An 18,476-nucleotide genomic window follows, 5' to 3' on the forward strand; every position below is an offset into this window, starting at 1 on the left:
TTATCCACACCCGCATATAATCTTGAAGGCGCACGTGACAGGGAGGAGCCGGCGTGAGCAGCAGGTTTGAAACCCAGCAGCGACTCATTGATGCAACGCGCGAGATCATAATTCTTGAGGGAGTAGAGGGCTTCACTCTCGATAATGTGTGCCGCCGCGCGGGTTTTACCCGGGGCGCGTTCTACTCAAACTTTTCTACAAAGGAATCGTTGCTCGCGGCGCTCGCGGAGGACGAGTATGCGGATCTGATTGAGCGTCTTGACATGCAGGTTGAAAAATGGCGCAGCGTGGACGCGGCAAAGCCAGCACAAATCGACTCCCTGTTGTTTGACGCGATGGACGCGATTGGGGTTAACCGCACTCTTCACGCCCTCCACACAGAAATGCAGGCCCGTTCCGTGCGAGACCAGGAATGGGGCGCACGCCTGGCCGACCTCAACGAGGAGTTTTTAACCGCTTTGGGGGGAGTTCTTGAAACGATCCTCCAGGCCGCAAGGCGTAAACCCGAGGCGCCGATGCGCGTGATCACTCACGCCGTGATCGGAATTGTTTTGAGGGCTGCCGCGGTTGACGCCCTGGTGGAGAGCTATAAGGAACACCAGAGCCAGGCTCGAAGCCGCGTGGTTGGCCCGGCTTCACCGCCGCGGATTGAACGCACGGTGCCACAGCATCTTCCCATTGCGCAGTCGCCCGCTAAGCCGATTGTTGAAACGATCATTCCGCTTCTGTACGCGATGTCGAAACCGATTTGAGCGAAGCTTCTCGCCAAAGAATGTTCCCTCTTTAAGACGTGCAACAATTGGCGGAAAATAGGGGGAAACGAACCACGAGTTGGAAGTTTATTGACCAAAACCAGGCTTAACCTAAAGACATTGACTGCCAGACATGGGATAATGAAGCCATGGCTTTTAAACTGATTCTGCTCCGTCACGGGCAAAGCGATTGGAACGAAAAGAACCTGTTCACTGGATGGGTTGACGTTCCGCTGACAGAACTAGGTAAGGAAGAGGCCGTTCATGGCGGCGAGCTTCTTAAGAAGGAAGGTGTCCTGCCGGACATCCTCTACACGTCCCTACTTCGCCGCGCAATCTACACGGCAAACCTGGCGCTAGACGCTGCTGACCGCCACTGGATTCCGGTTAAGCGTTCCTGGCGTCTAAACGAGCGTCACTACGGTGCGCTGCAGGGCAAGAACAAGAAGGAGATCCGCGACGAGTACGGCGAGGATCAGTTCATGCAGTGGCGCCGCTCCTACGACGTACCGCCACCGGCAATCGAGGCTGGTTCGGAGTTTGCTCAGGATGGCGATCCGCGTTACGCGGGCGAGCCGATTCCGGCAACCGAGTGCCTAAAGGACGTCCTCGAGCGTCTGCTTCCGTACTGGGATGAGCAGATTGTTCCAGACATCAAGAGCGGCAAGACCGTTCTGATTGCAGCGCACGGCAACTCGCTACGCGCAATCGTGAAGCACCTTGATGATGTTTCCGACGAGGACATCTCGGCAGTGAACATCCCCACCGGCGTTCCGCTACTTTATGAGCTTGACGAAGAAACGCTCAAGCCCATCAAGAAGGGCGGCACCTACCTTGATCCCGAGGCTGAGGCGAAGATCGCTGCTGTAGCCGCGCAGGGTAAGTAAGCAAACTACAAGAAGGGGCGATGACCGCAACGGTCATCGCCCCTTCTTTGCGCTAAGAACAGTAGGGAGCGCCTCTAACTAGCAGGGACACGTAGCCTAGTCAGTGAGGAAGCGTTCACCCTCGATCAGGTACATGACATTGCGGCCAACATTGGTGGCGTGATCGCCAAAACGCTCGTAATAGCGGCCAACCAGCGTCAAGTTAATGATCTGCGCGGGGGTGAGCACAAAGCTGGGATCCAAAAGCATGCGGTGGAGCTGCACGTGCAGGTCATCCATCACGTCATCATCGGTCTGCATTTGATTTGCGAGGTCGGTGTTGGGATCCTCCATCAGCTTCGCAGTGTTCTCGCCCGCGATTCGCGCCTGTTCGCCCATCTTCGTAACAATCTCCGCGATCTCGGGCGGCAGTGCGTCGGTGTGTGCCTGCTGGCGAGCAATAACCGCAATGTTGCGCGCAAGGTCGCCCATGCGCTCTAGCGTCTTGGTCATGCGCAGGCCGGTAACGATCAGTCGCAGATCGCGGGCAACAGGAGCTTGCAGGGCCAGAAGCTGCGTGCACATCTCATCGATAATGTAGGCGAGGTCGTCAATCCGCTCATCCGCATCGATAGTCTGTTCTGCCAGTGCACTGTCATTCTCATCGAGTGCGCGTGAGGCGCGGCCAACAGCTCGTGACACCTGCCCCGCCATACGTGAAAGTTGGTTGCCGAGCTGGGTGAGCTCCTGGGTGTACATCTCCCGCATTCTTATTCCTCCAATGTGGTGCTTGAGGCCCAAAGGGAGGGCCTACTTATAGCCGAAAGTAATAACACCATGCGCGGGTGTCCCGGCTGGATGCAACAGGTTAACGAACGGTTAACGGATGCCGGATGTTTAGTGTAATCACGACAAGCGCTAGGTTTTGGCCCTATTGTCTATATTGTGGGTGGTGTAGAGACCAGTTTGCTAATTTTGGTGGCCCTCGTTGGCCTATTCGTGGGGGCCGGAGCGGGGCTTGCGTTTCGCGTATCGCAATCCCAGATTCGTGAATCATCACAGGACGAGGAATTTGAGCCGCCTGTGAATCCTGAGCTTAAGTCGGCTCTCACTGCTATGGCGTCAAGCTCTGTCATTGTGGACAGTGAGAATCATGTTGTACGGGCGGACGCCCAGGCGTACACCCTTGGCCTCGTTCGTGACGAAGAGATCGCGCACAAACAAGTGCTTGAAATGGTTGAGGACGTGCGCAAAAACGGGGTGACACTGCGAAAGAAGATGCAGCTACCTCGCTCGCGATACTCGTCGGATTCCCCCATTTACCTAGATATTCGCGTGGCGGCGCTCCTTGGCGGGCGCGTGCTCATTTTGATCGACGATGAGACGAAGCAAAAACGGGTTGACGCGGTTCGCCGTGACTTCACTGTAAACGTGTCCCACGAGTTGAAAACCCCGATCGGTGCGATCGGTCTGATTGCTGAAACTCTGCAAGACAGTGACTACGATCCCGAAGTGGTTCGCATGTTCACCCCCAAGATGGCAGCGGAGGCCGCGCGCCTATCCACCCTCGTGCAGGATCTGATTGAGCTTTCGCGCCTCGAAACCGGTGATCCTCTGATGCGGGCCCAGCGGATTAACATTGACGAGGTTGTGTGGGAAGCCGTTCAGCTGGAGAGCAACCGGGCGTCTGCCTCGAATATTGATATAGAGGTGGGGGAGCCTTCTGGTGGCATCGTGTGGGGTGACCACAACCTGCTTGTCACCGCCGTTCGCAACCTGGTGGATAACGCGATTCGTTACTCGGATCCGCACACGCGCGTGAGCGTTAAAAGCTCGGTTGTAGATGACCTGGTGCGCGTGGCGGTTGTGGACACCGGAATCGGTATGGACGAGGCCGAAAAGGAACGCGTTTTTGAAAGGTTTTACCGTGTGGATCCGGGCAGGTCGCGAAATACTGGCGGATCGGGCTTGGGCTTGTCTATTGTGAAACACGTTGCTGCAGATCATGGTGGAACTGTTTCGGTGTGGTCCAAGAAGGGCCACGGTTCCACATTCACACTGGTGATTCCGCAAGCCGAGGGCGAAGAGAATGTGGATTCTGAGGATTTGGAAGAGAGCGAGGAAGGCTAAATGACGACGATTTTAGTTGTTGAGGATGAGGAATCGTTGCGCACTCCTCTTGCTTTCAGTCTGCGCAGAGACGGGTACGAGGTGCTAGAGGCGGAAAGCGGCGAGGTTGCTCTTGCAACTTTGGAGGCCACCACTCCTGATCTGATCTTGCTTGACCTGATGCTTCCAGGAATCTCGGGCACGGAGGTGTGCCGCCAGGTGCGCCGCACTTCGAAGGTGCCGATCATCATGGTGACGGCTAAAGACGATGTGGTAGATCGCGTGGTGGGCTTGGAGCTCGGCGCGGATGATTATGTGACAAAGCCGTACTCTTACCGCGAATTGCTTGCACGCATTCGTGCGGTGTTGCGCCGGCGCGTACCCGAAATTGAAAGCGGAGACGAGGAAGATGTCCTCACTGTTGGTGATGTGCTTGTGCGCGTTGACCGACACGAAGTTGAGGTGGGTGGAGAGCCGGTTCACTTGCCGCTTCGCGAGTTTGAACTGCTTGAGCTTTTGATGCGCAACGTGAATCGCGTGCTTACGAGGACGCAGATTATCAACATCGTGTGGGGCCCGGATTACGTGGGGGACACGAAGACGTTGGACGTGCATGTAAAGCGCTTGCGTTCGCGCATTGAAGCAGATCCTTCTAATCCGCAACTGTTGCAAACTGTGCGCGGACTGGGATACAAGATGGTGGATCCCCTCGAGTAAGTGCACGTAATTGCTGGTAAAATAGGGGTGTTGAGCTAACATCAGGAGTTTTACAGCAATGACATTCAAAGTGGGCGAAACCGTTGTGTACCCACATCACGGCGCTGCCACAATCGAAGAGATTTCTACGCGCAAATTTGCTGGCAAGGAAAGAACTTACCTTACTCTTCGCGTGACTACGGGGGATCTAACTATTCAGGTTCCTGCAGAGAACGTGGAGCTCGTGGGGGTTCGTGACGTCGTTGATGAAGAGGGTTTCGAAGAGGTCATGGATACGCTCCGTGAGGAGAACACGGAGGAGCCTTCAAACTGGTCGCGCCGTTACAAGGCAAACCAGGAAAAGATTGCGACCGGCGATATTGTTCGCGTTGCAGAGGTTGTTCGTGACCTGTCGCGTCGCGACGCCATGAAGGGCCTATCGGCCGGCGAGAAGCGCATGCTCTCAAAGGCTCGCCAGATTCTGACTTCCGAATTGGCTCTCTCGCGCGAAGTTGATGAGGACGAAGCGAGCGATCGCCTGGATGAGATCCTCGCGGAAGGGATTGAAGAGGCGGAAGAAGAATAAACTGATCCTGCGATTTTGAGGCCGCACCTGCGGCCTCAAACTTTATGCGGGGCCGGCGTGAGAAGCTTTGGAGTGTCCAAATGGGCTGGCTGGCTCAAGGATTAGTGCGGGTGGTTTTGAGTAGTGGGCAGTGTTGCCACGGTGCGAGGAGGCGTGATGAGTAGTTCGGTTTTTGCAGTCGTTACGGCTGCAGGTTCGGGATCGCGGCTTGGCCATGACACGCCGAAAGCGCTGGTGCAGCTAGCTGGAGTGTCCTTGGTGCGCCGAGCTGTGGATGGTATTCGCGTTGCGGGTGTGGATGGTGTTGTGGTGACTGCCCCGCCAACTCACTTGGGCGAGTTCGAACAGATTTTCGCTCAGGAACCAGATGTGGCTGTGGTTCCAGGCGGCAACATCCGCCAGGATTCGGTGTATAACGGCCTGCTCGAAATTCCGCGCCTCGCCAAACGGATTGGCAAGGAATTGGATGAGCGCACGCCCGTGCTTATTCACGACGCCGCCCGATGCCTCACCCCCAAGCGCGCCATTAGAGACGTCATTGAAGCGCTGGAGAGCGGGTTAAAAGCTGTCATTCCGGCGGTTCCTGTTACCGACACACAGAAGGTTGTGGAGCCGGTGGGGGCCTCCTCGAAAATTGAAAAAGTCGTTGGGCAAGTTGATCGCGCGCAGCTGCGCGGAGTTCAAACCCCGCAAGGTTTTCACTGGGAAACCGCTATGCGCGCACACGAGGCGGGCCGCGAACTGCTGGCCCAAGGTGTGGAACTAACCGACGATGCCGGGCTTGTGGAAGCTCTTGGCGAGGATGTGCATGTGACGCCGGGTAGCGCGCTGTCCATGAAGATTACAACCAAACTAGACCTGGTGGTTGCCGCAGAAATCCTGGCCCGGCCAGACCGGTATCAGAGCCTGTTGGAGGAATAACATACCGCCAACGAAACTAAATGGTCTTTAAATCCATAATTTTCTGATTTCGGGTTAAAGTCAGAAGCGTGACTACTTCATCAACTAATCACAGCTTTGGCAACGAGGCCCCCGCTAAAAAAGAAAGCATCCTAAATAAGACCGTTCTTGCATGGTCGCTTTGGGACTGGGGTTCGGCCGCATTCAACGCGGTTGCCACCACATTCGTATTTTCTGTTTATTTGACTTCCGGCATGTTTGCCGACACGGATAAGTCATCAGAGTCGCTGAGCCTTGGCCTCACTATCGCGGGTTTTGTGATCGCGCTCCTCGCGCCGATTACCGGCCAGCGTGCAGACCGGCGCGGTAAAGGCACGTTCTGGCTGGGTTTCAACACTTACGTAGTGGTGATGCTGACCGGCATGATGTTTTTTGTCCACCCCGAGTCGGTGTTTGGCCCGCTCGGCGCAATGTGGCTTGGCATCGCGCTACTTGGCTTCGGAAACGTTTTCTTTGAGTTCGCGTCCGTGAACTACAACGCGATGCTCGCGCGCGTGTCCACGCCCAAGACTATGGGCCGCGTGTCTGGCCTTGGCTGGGGACTTGGCTACGTGGGCGGCATCATTTTGCTCCTGATCCTCTACTTCGGTTTTATCGCCCCCGAGGTGGGCCTGTTCGGTGTAACGGCCGAGAATGGCCTGAACGTTCGCGTATCTATGCTGATTGCCGCGCTCTGGTTCGGGCTTTCCACAATCCCCGTGTTAATCGCGGTTCCCGGCCGTAAGGTTGCAGGCGCTGACGAGGCCGGACACGAGTCGATCATCGACTCCTACAAGCTTTTGTTTAAGACCGTAAAAGACCTATGGAACACGTCGCCGCACACAATCTTCTTCCTGATCGCGTCGGCCATCTTCCGTGATGGACTTGCGGGCGTGTTCACGTTCGGCGCTATCATTGCGGCCGGCACGTTCGGATTCAGCGCCGGTGACGTGTTGATTTTCGGCATCGTGGCAAACATTGTAGCGGGCATCGCGACTATCGGATTTGGCGCGTTGGACGACAAGATCGGCCCGAAGGCCGTTATTTTGATCTCGCTTATCGCAATGGTGGTAGATGGCATTTTGATCTTCATCCTCCACGATGCGGGCACCGGCACGTTCTGGGTGCTTGGCCTGATCCTCACCGTGTTCGTCGGCCCCTGCCAGTCGGCTTCACGCACCTTCCTCGCCCGCCTCATTCCACAGGGCCGCGAGGGAGAAGTGTTTGGCCTGTACGCCACAACCGGCCGCGCCGTGTCCTTCCTCGCGCCGCTGTGCTTCGGCCTGTCCGTGCGGCTTGGATCTAATTTCGTTCCCGAGGGCACCTCGTCGCAGTACTGGGGCATCCTCGGCATTGTCCTCATCCTGTTTGTGGGCCTCATGCTGATCCTGCCGGTTAAGACTGAGCAGGCACATCTGGGTGCCTTTGAGGACTGAACGCTATGAGCGAGCCGCAGCCGCCCGATAAGGAACAGCCGCGTTTCGAAGGTCACGACCTGCACAGTCCGCAGTATCGAAAGATCTCGATCAGCCTGTTTCTAGCCGGCTTGGCAACGTTCGCTTTGCTTTATGACACGCAGCCCGTTTTGCCGCAAATCAGCGCGCATTACGGGCTGCGTCCCGATCAGGCGGCCCTGTCCGTCTCTATTTCCACTATTGGCCTGGCGCTGGCGTTACTGTTCGTGGGGCCCATATCCGAAGTACGGGGCCGCACCCGCATCATCTTCATCTCCCTTTTTGCGGCAGGCGCCGTGGCAATCTGCGTAGGACTCGCACCAACGTGGGAGCTGATGCTTCTGCTTCGCCTCATACAAGGAATTTCCGTGGCGGGCCTACCCGCAGTGGCTATGGCATACCTAACCGAGGAAGTGCACAGGTCTGCACAAGCCCGCGCCGCCGGCCTCTACATTGCGGGTACAGCGCTGGGCGGCATGACGGGGCGCCTCGGCGTATCCGCATTCGCGGAGGTAGTGGGGTGGCGGGGCGGCCTCATCGCAATGGGAGTGGTAGCGCTGCTCTGCGCAATCCTGGTATGGCGGTTTCTGCCCCGGTCTCAGGGGTTTATTCCCGGCGAGTCAGGGCTGGCCAACCTTGCGCATCGAACCTCCGCAATCATGCGTGACCCGGTACTGCTCGGCCTGTTTTTCATTGCCGCGGTGGGAATGGGCTCATTCGTTGGTGTATTTAACATCATGGGGTTTCGGTTAGAGGCCGATCCATATGGTTACTCTGTTGGCGTGGTGGGTCTGATCTTCCTGGTGTATGCGCTCGGATCCTACTCGTCAGCCTATGCTGGGAAACTCGCGCAAAAATGGGGACAACGCAAAGTTGAACCCTACGCGATCAGCGTGATGATCTGTGGCCTGCTCCTCACGCTCGCCGCACCCATATGGGTCATCATCATCGGCCTCGCCATCTTCACCGCTGGCTTCTTCGCCACCCACGGAGTCGCATCCGGATGGGTGGCCGCCCGCGCCCGCGCCGGCGTTGGCGCAACCGGACAAGCCTCGTCGGCCTACATGTTCTTCTACTACCTGGGCTCATCCATTTTTGGTGCGCTCGCGGGAACTTTCTGGCATTGGAACACCTGGCTCGGCGTGGTACTCATGGCCGGCGTGCTACTGTTTACCGGCTTGGGAGTGGCGCTTGCACTTAGGCGGGTCAAGCCCCTCGGAGCGCGCTAGTCTACGCGCTGCACCAGCGCGGACGCGATGCCCGCAACTCCCTCGCTCCGCCCGGCAAAACCAAGCTTGTCGGTGGTTGAAGCGCCAAAACTTACCGGAGCTCCAACAACCTCGCTCATGCGTTGTTCCGCCTCGGACCTACGAGCCCCGATGCGCGGGCGCTCCCCGATGATTTGCACGGACACGTTCACAATCGCGTAACCAGCCTGCTCTACCAGGCGTACCGTTTCGCGTAGGAGCACCTCGCCGCTCGCGCCCGACCACTCTGGTCTTGACGTGCCAAAGTTTGTTCCCAGATCGCCCAGGCCTGCCGCCGCAAGTAAAGCATCGCAGCACGCGTGCGCGGCAACGTCAGCATCGGAATGGCCTTCCAAGCCAACCTCGCCGGGCCATTCAAGGCACGCCATCATCATCTTCCGTCCCGAATCTGCGGGCGCAAAAGCGTGCGTGTCAAAACCAATACCGGTGCGAATAGGTAAAAGCGAAGTCATGGGGCCAGTTTAACGCCGCGCGTTGAAAACGTTATGCCCCATGCGCGCAGGCTGGGTAGGCTAGGGGCGTGAATCTTCATCTTTACGACACCAAAAGCCGTTCCCTCCAGCCACTGAAGCCCGTTCACGAGGGCGAGGTTGGCATCTACCTGTGCGGAGCCACCGTGCAGGGTAGCCCCCACATCGGGCACTTGCGGTCCGCGGTAGCGTTTGACACGCTGATCCGCTGGCTAAAGAAGAACGGCATGAAGGTCACCTACATCCGAAACATTACGGATATTGATGACAAAATCTTGAACAAGTCCGCCGAGGCCGGGCAGCCATGGTGGGCATGGGCATCCAAGTTTGAACGCGAGTTCGCCCAGGCTTACGACGCTCTTGGGCTTATTCCGCCCACGTTTGAGCCGCGCGCAACCGCACACATCCTGGACCAGGTCCAGCTGGTCCAACGGCTCATCGATCGCGGACACGCATACCCGGATGGGGCCGGCAACGTCTATTTCGACGTGCATTCGCTAGATGACTACGGTTCGTTAACCCACCAGGATTTAGCGCAAATGCGCACCACGGAAGACGAGTCGCAGATCGATTCTAGTGTCGAGGCTGGAAAGCGCGACCCGCGTGACTTCGCCCTATGGAAGGCCGCTAAGCCGACTGAGCCGAGTACTGCTTCCTGGCAGTCCCCGTGGGGGCTAGGCCGTCCGGGCTGGCACTTGGAGTGTTCCGCAATGTCGCGCCGCTACCTGGGGGAGGCGTTCGATATTCACGGAGGCGGCATCGACCTGCGTTTCCCCCACCACGAGAACGAGCAGGCGCAGTCCCATGGCGCTGACTGGCCGTTTGCAAGCCTGTGGGTGCACAACGCGTGGGTGACGATGAAGGGGGAGAAGATGTCGAAGTCGCTCGGCAACTCCCTGGCGGTTGCAGACATCTTGCAACGCGTGCCCGCACCGGTGTTGCGTTTCGCTCTAGGCACGGTGCACCACCGCTCTACCGTGGAGTATTCCGAAGAAACGATCCACGCTGCAGCCGCCGCTTGGGAGCGTATTTCCGGATTCGTCCAGCGCGCCGGTGAGGTAGCGAGTGTGACCGTGAGCGAGGTCGCCGAGCGAGCTGTACCGCAAGCCTTCGCGGCTGCCCTCGACAATGATCTGAATGTGGCGGGCGGCTTAGCCGTGGTTTATGAGCGCATGAAGGCCGGTAATCAGGCCCTCACGGATGGCTCCGAGGGGGAGGCGCGCGAGGCGTTGCTGGATGTGCGCGCAATGCTCGACATTCTTGGCTTGGATCCGGCATCGCCGCAGTGGGCCAGCGATGATGCGGAGGCCGGTGGAAAAGACAAGGCTCTGGACGTCCTTGTGAATCACTTGATTGAGCAGCGGGAGCAGGCGCGTACCGCGAAAGACTGGGCTACGGCCGATTCGATCCGAGATGGCCTGGCTGCCGCTGGCGTTGTTGTTGAAGATGGAGCTGATGGCGCCAGATGGCATATCGGCTAGATCCGCGCGTTCAAGAGGTCGTGCCTCGCGGGCGCGGCCCTCTTTTGGAGCGTCTTGCCGGCCCGCTGGGCGTGGTCTTGCTCGTGTGGGTGGCATTTATCCTGCAACCGCTTGGAGGCCGGGAGTTACTGCTTAACTTTGGCGTTCCCGCACATGATTTCACGAGGCCGTGGACGTACTTTACGTCCATATTCCTGCACGGCTCCGTAGCGCATGTAAGTGGTAACACCACATTTCTTGCGCTCCTCGGGGTCCTAATCGGGCTGGAGGGGAGGCGGCGCTGGCTGGCCGTGTTCGTGGGGTCTGCAATCGGGGCGGGCCTGTTTATCAGCGCGTTCACGCCGGTGGGCCTCACTATTGGTGCGTCTGGAATCGTGTTTGGCTACTTCGGATACATTCTTGCGGCCGCCCTCGTGGAGCGAACCCCGTGGGTCAAACTGGTGCGGATCGTGGTTGCGATTATGCTTCTGAGTGCCTACAGCGCCACCATTCTCGTTGGTTTCTTACCATCTGGGGGAGTGTCCTGGCAGGCACACGTTGGTGGTTTCGTAGGCGGCATCGTGGTTGCGGTAATAGCCGAGAAGGTTGTTGAACCCAGATCCGAAAACGCCGCGCGGCGCCCTTCAAATCCCTATTAAGTCATGGCTCAGATCTTCGCTACAATAGGCGCCAGTAAATCAAGCAAAGGCAGGTAATCATGGCGGTTGATGGCGGCGCTCGCGGGCGCAGGCGTGCAGGCAAAGGTCCAACCAAGGGAAGTGGCGGTCAGCGTCGGCGCGGACTGCGCGGCAAAGGCCCAACCCCGAAGGCAGAAGACCGCGAATACCACGTAGCGTACAAACGCAAGCAGGAGCGCGAGGCCGAGCTGGCTAAGCAACGCCAACGCGAAGCACACCGAAACCGCACCTCCATCAAGATCGCTCGCGGCCACGAACTCATTGTGGGACGCAACCCCGTGTGGGAGGCCGTCGAGTCGGGCATCGAAATCGTGCGCGTGTTTATCGCCAGTGACCCCACTGATGATCGCGTGGCCAGCGTTCTTCGCGCCGCCTCTACCCAGGGCGCTTCCATCATGGAATGCACGCGCCGGGACCTCGAAAATGCGTCGGGCGAAACCGCACACCAGGGCATCGGCATTGAAGTTCCCGAATACGAGTACGTAACTGCCGCCGACCTGCTTCAGATTGCCGAGGACGACTTCAAAACTCCACTGATCATTGCTCTTGATCAGGTAACCGACCCGCACAACCTGGGTGCCGTGCTACGTTCGGGCGGCGCATTTGGTGCTACCGGCGTGCTGATCACTGAAAGGCGTAGTGCCTCGGTTAACGCAACCGTGTGGAAAGTGTCTGCCGGCGCCGTTTCGCGAGTGCCCGTTGCGCGTGAAACAAATCTCGTGCGGTCGCTACGCGCATTAAAAGAGTCAGGATGCTTCGTCATCGGCCTTGATGGTGGGGCGGACGTCAGCTTGCGCGACGTTGAACTAGCAACTGAACCACTCGTTGTAGTTACCGGAGCGGAAGGTAAGGGACTCTCCCGCCTAGTGCGCGAAACCTGTGACCAAATCGTGTCTATCCCAATCAGCTCTGCAGTTGAATCCCTCAACGCGGCTGTTGCTACCGGCATCGCTCTCTACGAGATTTCACAAAAACGAGCCGCACAGGGCTAATCACAGTTCGGAACCTAGTGGGCGGGCGCTAAATGAACGGGTTGTAGAACCGTCCTCCATTAACGGTAATGAGCCAGGCAGCCAGCGCAAGTAGGGCTACCGAAAGCGCGATGGCTACCCAATCGCGGGCAAGCAGTGGGCGAGTGGTGTACCACGTGCGCGTCTTGTGCTTGCCAAACCCGCGTAGCTCCATTGCGGTAGAAATCGTTTCAATGCGTTCCAGGGATGACAGCAGCAGGGGGAACAGGATGGACGCGCTGTTCTTGACGCGCGTGGCAAACGAAACATCTTTGGACGTGTCGATCCCGCGAGCTTGCTGTGCTTGAGAAATCTCGCGGTATTCGCGCTGAACGTCCGGAATATAACGAAGCGCTAATGCAACCGAGTAGGAGGCCCGATAGGGAACTCCGATCCGGTTGAGCGAAGACGCGAACTCGGAAGGGGACGTGGTGACAATGAATAGCAGGGCTACGGGCAGTACCGCAAAATATTTCAGCGTCACGTTCAACTGGTAGAACAGTTGCTCTGTAGTGAACGTGTAGCGGTTAGTCAAATGCCAAAGCGGCGTGCTGGTCCCGTAAATCTCGGTGCCGTACTGCGGGGCGAAGACGAAAATCATGATGTTGTTCAAAATCATAAGGACAAAAATGAACCACAGCACGACCTTCAGTTTTGACAGCTCAATTTTTGAAGAGACCCACAAGAACACGGACACGAAGACCATGAGAACCAAGAAGCGCGTGTCAAATCCCAGCATTGCTGCGATAGACGCGTTGATCATCATGATGAGTTTTGTGGTCCCCGTTAGCGAATGCATAAACGATTCGCGGGGGATATAGCCTAAAACGGCAGTTCTTTCAGCCACTGTTATCGCCCCGTTCCCAAGTGCTTAGCGAGGACGTCCTCACGCCACTCGTTTTCGCGCACAATGAACTGCTCAATGAACGCGGTTGGGTCCAGCATGCTTTCTGCCTTCGCGCTGGAGTGCTCATTGCCATTATCGAGGAGGCCTTGCTGTGCTCCGATTCGAACAGCCAGGTCAAACAGCGAGGTGGTTCGCAGAGACGCTGCGTGGGTTAGCTCAGGGTCTGCTAGCACGGAGGCGGAAGAGCGAGCGGCGATCACCTTGCCATCAGACATGACGAGTGTGCGTTCGGTGTATTCCAGCGCCAGGTGCATGTCGTGGGTAATCAACACAACCGTGATGCCAGAGTTGTTCAAACCCTTTAGGAACTCCATGATTTCGGTGTAGTGCGCCCAGTCTTGTCCGGCTGTGGGCTCATCTAAAATGATGATTTCTGGAGTTGTAACCATCACCGATGCTATCGTGACGCGCTTGCGCTGCCCGTAGGATAGCGCAGATATAGGCCATTCCCGATACGCCCACAGGCCGCACGTGCGAAGCGCTTGCTCAACGCGCCGCTTCTTCTCTTCGGCAGAAATATCGAGGCCTTGCAGGGCCAGGGAAACCTCTTCAATGATCAGGGTTTTCGAAATCATCTGATTGGGGTTTTGAATGACAAACCCGATTCGGCGGCCGCGGCGGGTGATGGGAGCGTCAGTGATGTCCTCGCCATCTAGGTAGATGCGACCAGAATCTGGCTTTTCAAAACCGCAAATGAGCTTGGCCAGAGTGGACTTGCCCGCCCCATTGGTGCCGCAAATAGCAACTACCTCGCCGCGGTAAATCTCGGTTGAAACCCCTTTTATGATTTCAACCTCGTTAATCCCGAAATTAACGTTTTCCAGCTTCAAAATCGGGTCAGGTTTGCGTGGAGTCTTGCGTGGTTCACGCGCCCACTGCACGAGCTCGGCCCGCGCATTATCTGGAATGTGGACGGAGTGTACCGACTCGGGTTCGTCCGCCGCGGTGACGTTGTGTCCGGCCATGCGCAGAGCCGTAATGTAGAGCGGTTCGCGAATCCCGTGATCGGTCAATACTCGCGAAGCAATAATTTCGTTCGGCGTACCGTCCGCTACGATCTGGCCGCGATCTACAACGATGATGCGATCCACGTGTCGGTGCAGGACGTCCTCTAAACGGTGTTCGATGATGATGACGGTTGCGCCCTCCGGCGGGCGCTGGTGCAGCGCATCAATCGTCTCAATGGCCTGCTGGCCAGAAGCGGGGTCAAGGGAAGCAAGAGGCTCGTCAAAAAGCAGAATCTGCACGTCGTCTACGATCACGCCGGCCATGGATACGCGCTGTTTTTGGCCGCCTGACAAGTCTTGGGGGGATGCCTCTAGGCGGTTCTCAATGCCAACGACGGAGGCTGCCTGTTGCACCCGCGAATGCATCTGGGTTTGCTCCACCAGGTCGTTTTCTAGCGAGAAAGCAATGTCTTCTGCAACTGTCAGCCCAATGAACTGGCCGTCTGGATCCTGCAGTACAGTGCCCACGATTTTAGAAAGCTCGTGCAGGGGAGTTTGGGTTGGGTCAATGCCGGCAACCTTCACCGTGCCGGAATGTTCCCCGGGGAAGCGGTAGGGGATGAGCCCGTTGATGACGTGTGCCAGTGTGGACTTACCAGAACCAGACTGGCCTACAATCGCAACTTTTTCGCCACGGTTGATCGTCAGATTGATACCCCGAAGAGTGGGAGACGATTGCGCGCGATATTGAAAAGTGAAATCGCAAAACTCAATGATGGGTTCAGGCGCAGTACCTGATGAGTTCGGTTGGTCCTGTGTCCGGGCGGCTTCCGAACTCGAGCGAGGTACAGTGCCCGTGTTGGGGGCGTCATTCGCGGGGCGAGCCTGCATGCCCGCAGCACTTGCCGCACTGCCGGCGCTTAGGCTCGCCCCATCCGAATGAAACTCAGTCACAGGAGGCTTATTCCTTTTCCTCAAGCGAGCCGGCGGACGTGCGGGTCTTCGCGTAGGCAATCACAATCAAGGAGCCAATGATAGCGGTGGTAAGGATGTTAGAAATACCAGCGACTGCTCCCTGCGTGAACACCTTCGAAGCGGGCTCAGAGTAGAACAGGATGTCCAAAAGCGGGGCTGCGATGCCCCACGACACAGCGTGCGCTACCACCACGGCAACGTTGAAACGTACCAGGCCGCCACTGTTGATTGGGCCGTCCTGCACGTTATCTTTCAGCGTCATTAGGCCCATGATCAGACCGGCAATAGCCGAAGCCACGATCCAGGACCACCAGGGGCCGTAGGAGGTGGCGTCGATCAGGAAGTGACCAATCAACCCCATAAGGCCGGCAACCACTGGGCCGTAAAGCAGTGCGAACACGGCTAGCAGCGCGTACTGGATGTTAATGGTTGTGTTTGGAATCGGCGTTGGGATTACAAGAAAACGGCCGAGTACAAAAAAGAGGGCCGCGCCAATACCCGTAGCTACCACAGCAGTGGTTGGCGAAGTCTTATTGATCATTGTTTTCCTTCTACTTGAATTTGTACTGAAAGGGATGAGGGGGATTAGGCGAGGGGCGCATCATCTAGCGGATACTCAAAATCCACCTTCCACTGCGTTCCCTGCCCAACTGAGTACGCCATTGCGAACGAACCGCGGTTAATTGCGATAGCCATGTTGTCCAAAGAGTTCGTATAAATGAGCGGTTCACCAACCGACACATCCGCAAACGAGCGCACGTACTTAAGCGGAGCCGAATAGACGTCGCCGTGCTGGTTTTCAATGTGTACGCGAACGTACTCGCCCATTTCGACACCAAGTTCAAGGAACAGTTCGCGCGGAATGTTTGTCCAAAGAGACCCGTATCGAACGTCGTGCGTGTCAATAGTGCCGAAAGCCTTGTTCTGCTCAATTTTCGGCTCCATGACGGGTAGCTTGATGGCCTTCTCAACATCGAGGGCGGGGCCGACCTCCTCGAAAGTGATCTTGCCGGATGCTAGCCGAGCACCCGTGTATGCGTAAATGTCACGCCCGTGGAATGTGTAGGAGTGACCCGAACCCGGCAGTCGGTTAACGGACTCGTCAATCTCACGAAGCTCATCTAAACCGTACGTAACCGCAATATGAGTCAGTGTCCCGTTGTCAGGCGTTACAACGAAATGGCCAGACTTGGTTTTTGCCACCACGGACAGGCGATCCGAGCCAACGCCGGGATCAACAACCGAAACAAACACCGAACCCGCGGGCCAATACACAAGAGTTTGCGCGAGCCTACAAGAGCCCTCCCACACGTCGTAAGGAGGAATGTTGTGAGTGAGGTCCTCAATAGGAAGACTCGAGTCCACGCCGTACGCCACGCCGTGCATGGCTGACACGGCGCCATCTGAATATCCAAAGTCGGACTGCAAAATTAGGGGCTTCATGGGTTTCCTGAACGTAGGGATCTGGGAACGGGTCCATCATACGTGCATACACGGACAGCAACTTCACGCGATCTCATAATGGACGCGTAGCGTCGCGCGGCGCCCTACAAGCGCATTTGTGTGCAAATGTCCTATTATAGCGCCAATTTCTTAAAAGTGACCGAAACGTGAGATCAGCAGAGAGTCAAATGTCACGAAAAGATAACGAGCCTTGACATCGAGGATCTTTGTCGCGGATTGTTAGGTTCACTGAAAACTGCCCAGAAGGAGGATACCCGCATGTCGACGACGACATATCAGGCAATCGCCATGATCATCTACCTGGTAGCCATGGTTATGATCGGCCTGCTTGCCTACAACCGAACGAGTGACTTTGACGATTACATGCTCGGCGGTCGCAAGCTCGGCCCAACAGCCGCGGCCCTATCCGCCGGCGCATCCGACATGTCCGGCTGGCTCCTCATGGGCCTTCCCGGAGCGATCTACCTGAACGGTCTCATCGAAGGCTGGATCGCGGTTGGTCTAACCATTGGCGCATGGCTTAACTGGAAGTTCGTGGCGCCGCGCCTACGCTCCTACTCGCAGGTGGCGTCCGATTCCATCACCGTTCCCTCATTCCTCGGTCAGCGTCTGCGCGACCGTTCGCACCTTATCCGCATCGTTGCGGGCATCATCATTTTCGTCTTCTTCACGTTCTACGTCTCGTCCGGCATGGTGGCCGGCGGCGCCTTCTTCGAAGCGTCGTTTGGCATGAACTACCACCTCGGTCTCGTCATTGTTTCTGCAATCGTTGTGCTCTACACGCTAATCGGTGGCTTCCTTGCCGTGTCGTGGACGGACGTGGTGCAGGGCCTCATGATGGTTACCGCGCTCGTCCTCGTTCCGATCGTTGGCATCGCGCACGTGGGCGGCTTCTCCAACATGGTTACCGCCATCAACGAGGTTGATCCCACCATCTTCTCCCTCTCCGGTGGTGCCGCTGCGGGCGTGGCCGCGATGGGCATTATCTCCGCGCTTGCTTGGGGCCTCGGATACTTTGGTCAGCCCCACATCATCGTGCGCTTCATGGCCCTGCGTTCCGCGAAAGAATCTGCCGCCGCTCGCCGCATTGGCATCGGCTGGATGCTACTTGCGGTTATCGGCGCCGGCATGACTGCCCTCGTGGGTGTAGCAGTGTACAAGCATGATGAGGCTCAGCTCGCTAACCCCGAGTCGGTATTTATCTCGCTGGGCCAGCTCCTCATGCACCCGCTTGTTGCAGGCTTCATGCTTGCCGCTATCCTCGCGGCCATCATGTCTACCATTTCTTCGCAGCTACTGGTCACGTCTTCTGCGGTTGTTGAAGACATTTACCGAGCTTTCACTAAGCGCGACTTGTCGGGCAATGACGGCGTGCTCGCGGGCCGTATCGTTGTGGCAGTCATTGCGATCCTTGCTGGCGCCCTCGCTTGGCCGCGCTCGGACACCATCCTTGCCCTCGTTGCATTCGCGTGGGCTGGCTTTGGAGCTTCGTTTGGCCCCACCGTTCTGCTCTCGCTCTACTGGCGCAAGTTCACCTACCAGGGAGCCATCGCCGGCATGATCGCTGGAGCGGTCACGGTTGGTATCTGGGGCAACGTTTCGGGTGGCATTTTCGACCTTTACGAAATCCTTCCCGGCTTCCTGCTGAACCTGCTGTTCGCGGTCATTGTTTCTAACATGACGTACAAGCCGAACGACGAGATCGATAAGGAGTTTGACGACGCCCTCGCGGGGGTCTCGGCAGACTGACCCACACAAGTAGCGCAGCTCTTGCAAAGTGCAAGAGCTGCGCTCACGTGTGCACCAGGTATCGCACGTTAAAGCGGATGAAATAATTCGCGTAAAAGATATAAATTGCTTTTCCTGTGCACTAGA

The 18,476-nt window shown here is 57.2% G+C and carries 18 protein-coding genes; 12 read left to right on the forward strand and 6 right to left on the reverse strand.

Annotated features, from left to right (window positions below; all coding sequences use genetic code 11):
• The first annotated feature begins 53 nt into the window (after window positions 1–53).
• Window positions 54–752, forward strand: a complete 699-nt coding sequence (locus tag HMPREF1628_RS05095) for a TetR/AcrR family transcriptional regulator (protein WP_034508782.1) — start codon at window positions 54–56, stop codon at window positions 750–752.
• Window positions 753–901: 149 nt separating this feature from the next.
• A complete protein-coding gene (locus tag HMPREF1628_RS05100; RefSeq protein ID WP_034508785.1) occupies window positions 902–1,639 on the forward strand; it encodes a phosphoglyceromutase in 738 nt (245 codons plus the stop codon).
• Between the two features lie 96 nt (window positions 1,640–1,735).
• On the opposite strand, the gene phoU is transcribed toward HMPREF1628_RS05100, so the two are convergent.
• Entirely contained in the window at window positions 1,736–2,386 is a 651-nt protein-coding gene (gene phoU, locus HMPREF1628_RS05105) for a phosphate signaling complex protein PhoU (RefSeq protein ID WP_034508788.1), read from the reverse strand.
• Between the two features lie 177 nt (window positions 2,387–2,563).
• Between phoU and HMPREF1628_RS05110 the strand changes: the two genes are divergently transcribed.
• The 6 genes from HMPREF1628_RS05110 to HMPREF1628_RS05135 all read left to right on the forward strand — a co-directional run bounded on the left by HMPREF1628_RS05110 (window position 2,564) and on the right by HMPREF1628_RS05135 (window position 8,631).
• Window positions 2,564–3,748, forward strand: coding sequence for a sensor histidine kinase (locus tag HMPREF1628_RS05110; RefSeq protein ID WP_034508791.1), 1,185 nt, complete (start codon window positions 2,564–2,566; stop codon window positions 3,746–3,748).
• Window positions 3,749–4,444 carry a response regulator transcription factor gene (locus HMPREF1628_RS05115; RefSeq protein ID WP_034508794.1) on the forward strand — a complete coding sequence of 232 codons (696 nt, stop codon included), beginning with the start codon at window positions 3,749–3,751 and terminating at the stop codon, window positions 4,442–4,444.
• A gap of 58 nt (window positions 4,445–4,502) precedes the next feature.
• A complete protein-coding gene (locus HMPREF1628_RS05120; RefSeq protein WP_034508797.1) occupies window positions 4,503–5,009 on the forward strand; it encodes a CarD family transcriptional regulator in 507 nt (168 codons plus the stop codon).
• Window positions 5,010–5,165: 156 nt separating this feature from the next.
• A complete protein-coding gene (gene ispD / locus HMPREF1628_RS05125) occupies window positions 5,166–5,930 on the forward strand; it encodes a 2-C-methyl-D-erythritol 4-phosphate cytidylyltransferase (protein ID WP_034508800.1) in 765 nt (254 codons plus the stop codon).
• 68 nt (window positions 5,931–5,998) lie between these two features.
• Window positions 5,999–7,384, forward strand: a complete 1,386-nt coding sequence (locus tag HMPREF1628_RS05130) for an MFS transporter (protein ID WP_034508803.1) — start codon at window positions 5,999–6,001, stop codon at window positions 7,382–7,384.
• A 5-nt stretch (window positions 7,385–7,389) separates the two neighbouring features.
• Entirely contained in the window at window positions 7,390–8,631 is a 1,242-nt protein-coding gene (locus HMPREF1628_RS05135) for an MFS transporter (RefSeq protein WP_052038891.1), read from the forward strand.
• On the opposite strand, the gene ispF is transcribed toward HMPREF1628_RS05135, so the two are convergent.
• A complete protein-coding gene (gene ispF, locus HMPREF1628_RS05140) occupies window positions 8,628–9,122 on the reverse strand; it encodes a 2-C-methyl-D-erythritol 2,4-cyclodiphosphate synthase (RefSeq protein ID WP_034508806.1) in 495 nt (164 codons plus the stop codon). The two genes, HMPREF1628_RS05135 and ispF, sit on opposite strands and share 4 nt — an antisense overlap.
• A 68-nt stretch (window positions 9,123–9,190) precedes the next feature.
• On the opposite strand from ispF, the gene cysS reads away from it, so the two are divergent.
• The 3 genes from cysS to rlmB are packed head-to-tail and all read left to right on the forward strand — an operon-like array spanning window position 9,191 to window position 12,290.
• Entirely contained in the window at window positions 9,191–10,621 is a 1,431-nt protein-coding gene (gene cysS / locus HMPREF1628_RS05145; RefSeq protein WP_034508809.1) for a cysteine--tRNA ligase, read from the forward strand.
• Window positions 10,606–11,259 carry a rhomboid family intramembrane serine protease gene (locus HMPREF1628_RS05150; RefSeq protein ID WP_052038892.1) on the forward strand — a complete coding sequence of 218 codons (654 nt, stop codon included), beginning with the start codon at window positions 10,606–10,608 and terminating at the stop codon, window positions 11,257–11,259. The genes cysS and HMPREF1628_RS05150 overlap by 16 nt, the downstream gene beginning before the upstream one ends.
• A gap of 59 nt (window positions 11,260–11,318) precedes the next feature.
• Entirely contained in the window at window positions 11,319–12,290 is a 972-nt protein-coding gene (rlmB, locus tag HMPREF1628_RS05155) for a 23S rRNA (guanosine(2251)-2'-O)-methyltransferase RlmB (protein WP_034508812.1), read from the forward strand.
• A 28-nt stretch (window positions 12,291–12,318) separates the two neighbouring features.
• Here rlmB and HMPREF1628_RS05160 read toward each other — a convergent pair whose 3' ends face one another.
• From HMPREF1628_RS05160 to HMPREF1628_RS05175, 4 genes are read right to left on the reverse strand one after another with little or no spacing between them, the layout of a single operon-like run.
• Window positions 12,319–13,155 (reverse strand): energy-coupling factor transporter transmembrane component T family protein, encoded by an 837-nt coding sequence (locus HMPREF1628_RS05160; RefSeq protein WP_034508815.1) that lies wholly within the window; start codon window positions 13,153–13,155, stop codon window positions 12,319–12,321.
• 2 nt (window positions 13,156–13,157) lie between these two features.
• Window positions 13,158–15,116, reverse strand: coding sequence for an ABC transporter ATP-binding protein (locus tag HMPREF1628_RS05165; protein ID WP_052038893.1), 1,959 nt, complete (start codon window positions 15,114–15,116; stop codon window positions 13,158–13,160).
• A gap of 7 nt (window positions 15,117–15,123) precedes the next feature.
• On the reverse strand, window positions 15,124–15,678 hold the full coding sequence (locus HMPREF1628_RS05170) for an ECF-type riboflavin transporter substrate-binding protein (RefSeq protein WP_034508817.1): 555 nt from the start codon (window positions 15,676–15,678) through the stop codon (window positions 15,124–15,126).
• Between the two features lie 44 nt (window positions 15,679–15,722).
• Complete coding sequence (locus tag HMPREF1628_RS05175; protein WP_034508819.1) at window positions 15,723–16,580, reverse strand: SAM hydrolase/SAM-dependent halogenase family protein; 858 nt, start codon at window positions 16,578–16,580, stop codon at window positions 15,723–15,725.
• Window positions 16,581–16,859: 279 nt separating this feature from the next.
• Here HMPREF1628_RS05175 and putP point away from each other — a divergent pair, with 279 nt between their 5' ends.
• A complete protein-coding gene (gene putP / locus HMPREF1628_RS05180; protein WP_034508821.1) occupies window positions 16,860–18,350 on the forward strand; it encodes a sodium/proline symporter PutP in 1,491 nt (496 codons plus the stop codon).
• The last annotated feature ends 126 nt before the right edge of the window (window positions 18,351–18,476 follow it).

Origin of the sequence: Actinomyces sp. S4-C9, assembly GCF_000758775.1 — a bacterium.
Classification (GTDB): Bacteria; Actinomycetota; Actinomycetes; order Actinomycetales; family Actinomycetaceae; genus Gleimia; species Gleimia europaea.

What these genes read in the sequence shown, in the direction of transcription:
- HMPREF1628_RS05150 (WP_052038892.1), top strand. Translation starts at nt 10,606, where the DNA reads ATGGCATATCGGCTAGATCCGCGCGTTCAAGAGGTCGTGCCTCGCGGG.
- ispF (WP_034508806.1), bottom strand. Translation starts at nt 9,122, where the DNA reads ATGACTTCGCTTTTACCTATTCGCACCGGTATTGGTTTTGACACGCAC.
- ispD (WP_034508800.1), top strand. Translation starts at nt 5,166, where the DNA reads ATGAGTAGTTCGGTTTTTGCAGTCGTTACGGCTGCAGGTTCGGGATCG.
- HMPREF1628_RS05135 (WP_052038891.1), top strand. Translation starts at nt 7,390, where the DNA reads ATGAGCGAGCCGCAGCCGCCCGATAAGGAACAGCCGCGTTTCGAAGGT.
- HMPREF1628_RS05100 (WP_034508785.1), top strand. Translation starts at nt 902, where the DNA reads ATGGCTTTTAAACTGATTCTGCTCCGTCACGGGCAAAGCGATTGGAAC.
- HMPREF1628_RS05120 (WP_034508797.1), top strand. Translation starts at nt 4,503, where the DNA reads ATGACATTCAAAGTGGGCGAAACCGTTGTGTACCCACATCACGGCGCT.
- HMPREF1628_RS05170 (WP_034508817.1), bottom strand. Translation starts at nt 15,678, where the DNA reads ATGATCAATAAGACTTCGCCAACCACTGCTGTGGTAGCTACGGGTATT.
- HMPREF1628_RS05115 (WP_034508794.1), top strand. Translation starts at nt 3,749, where the DNA reads ATGACGACGATTTTAGTTGTTGAGGATGAGGAATCGTTGCGCACTCCT.
- putP (WP_034508821.1), top strand. Translation starts at nt 16,860, where the DNA reads ATGTCGACGACGACATATCAGGCAATCGCCATGATCATCTACCTGGTA.
- HMPREF1628_RS05175 (WP_034508819.1), bottom strand. Translation starts at nt 16,580, where the DNA reads ATGAAGCCCCTAATTTTGCAGTCCGACTTTGGATATTCAGATGGCGCC.
- phoU (WP_034508788.1), bottom strand. Translation starts at nt 2,386, where the DNA reads ATGCGGGAGATGTACACCCAGGAGCTCACCCAGCTCGGCAACCAACTT.
- rlmB (WP_034508812.1), top strand. Translation starts at nt 11,319, where the DNA reads ATGGCGGTTGATGGCGGCGCTCGCGGGCGCAGGCGTGCAGGCAAAGGT.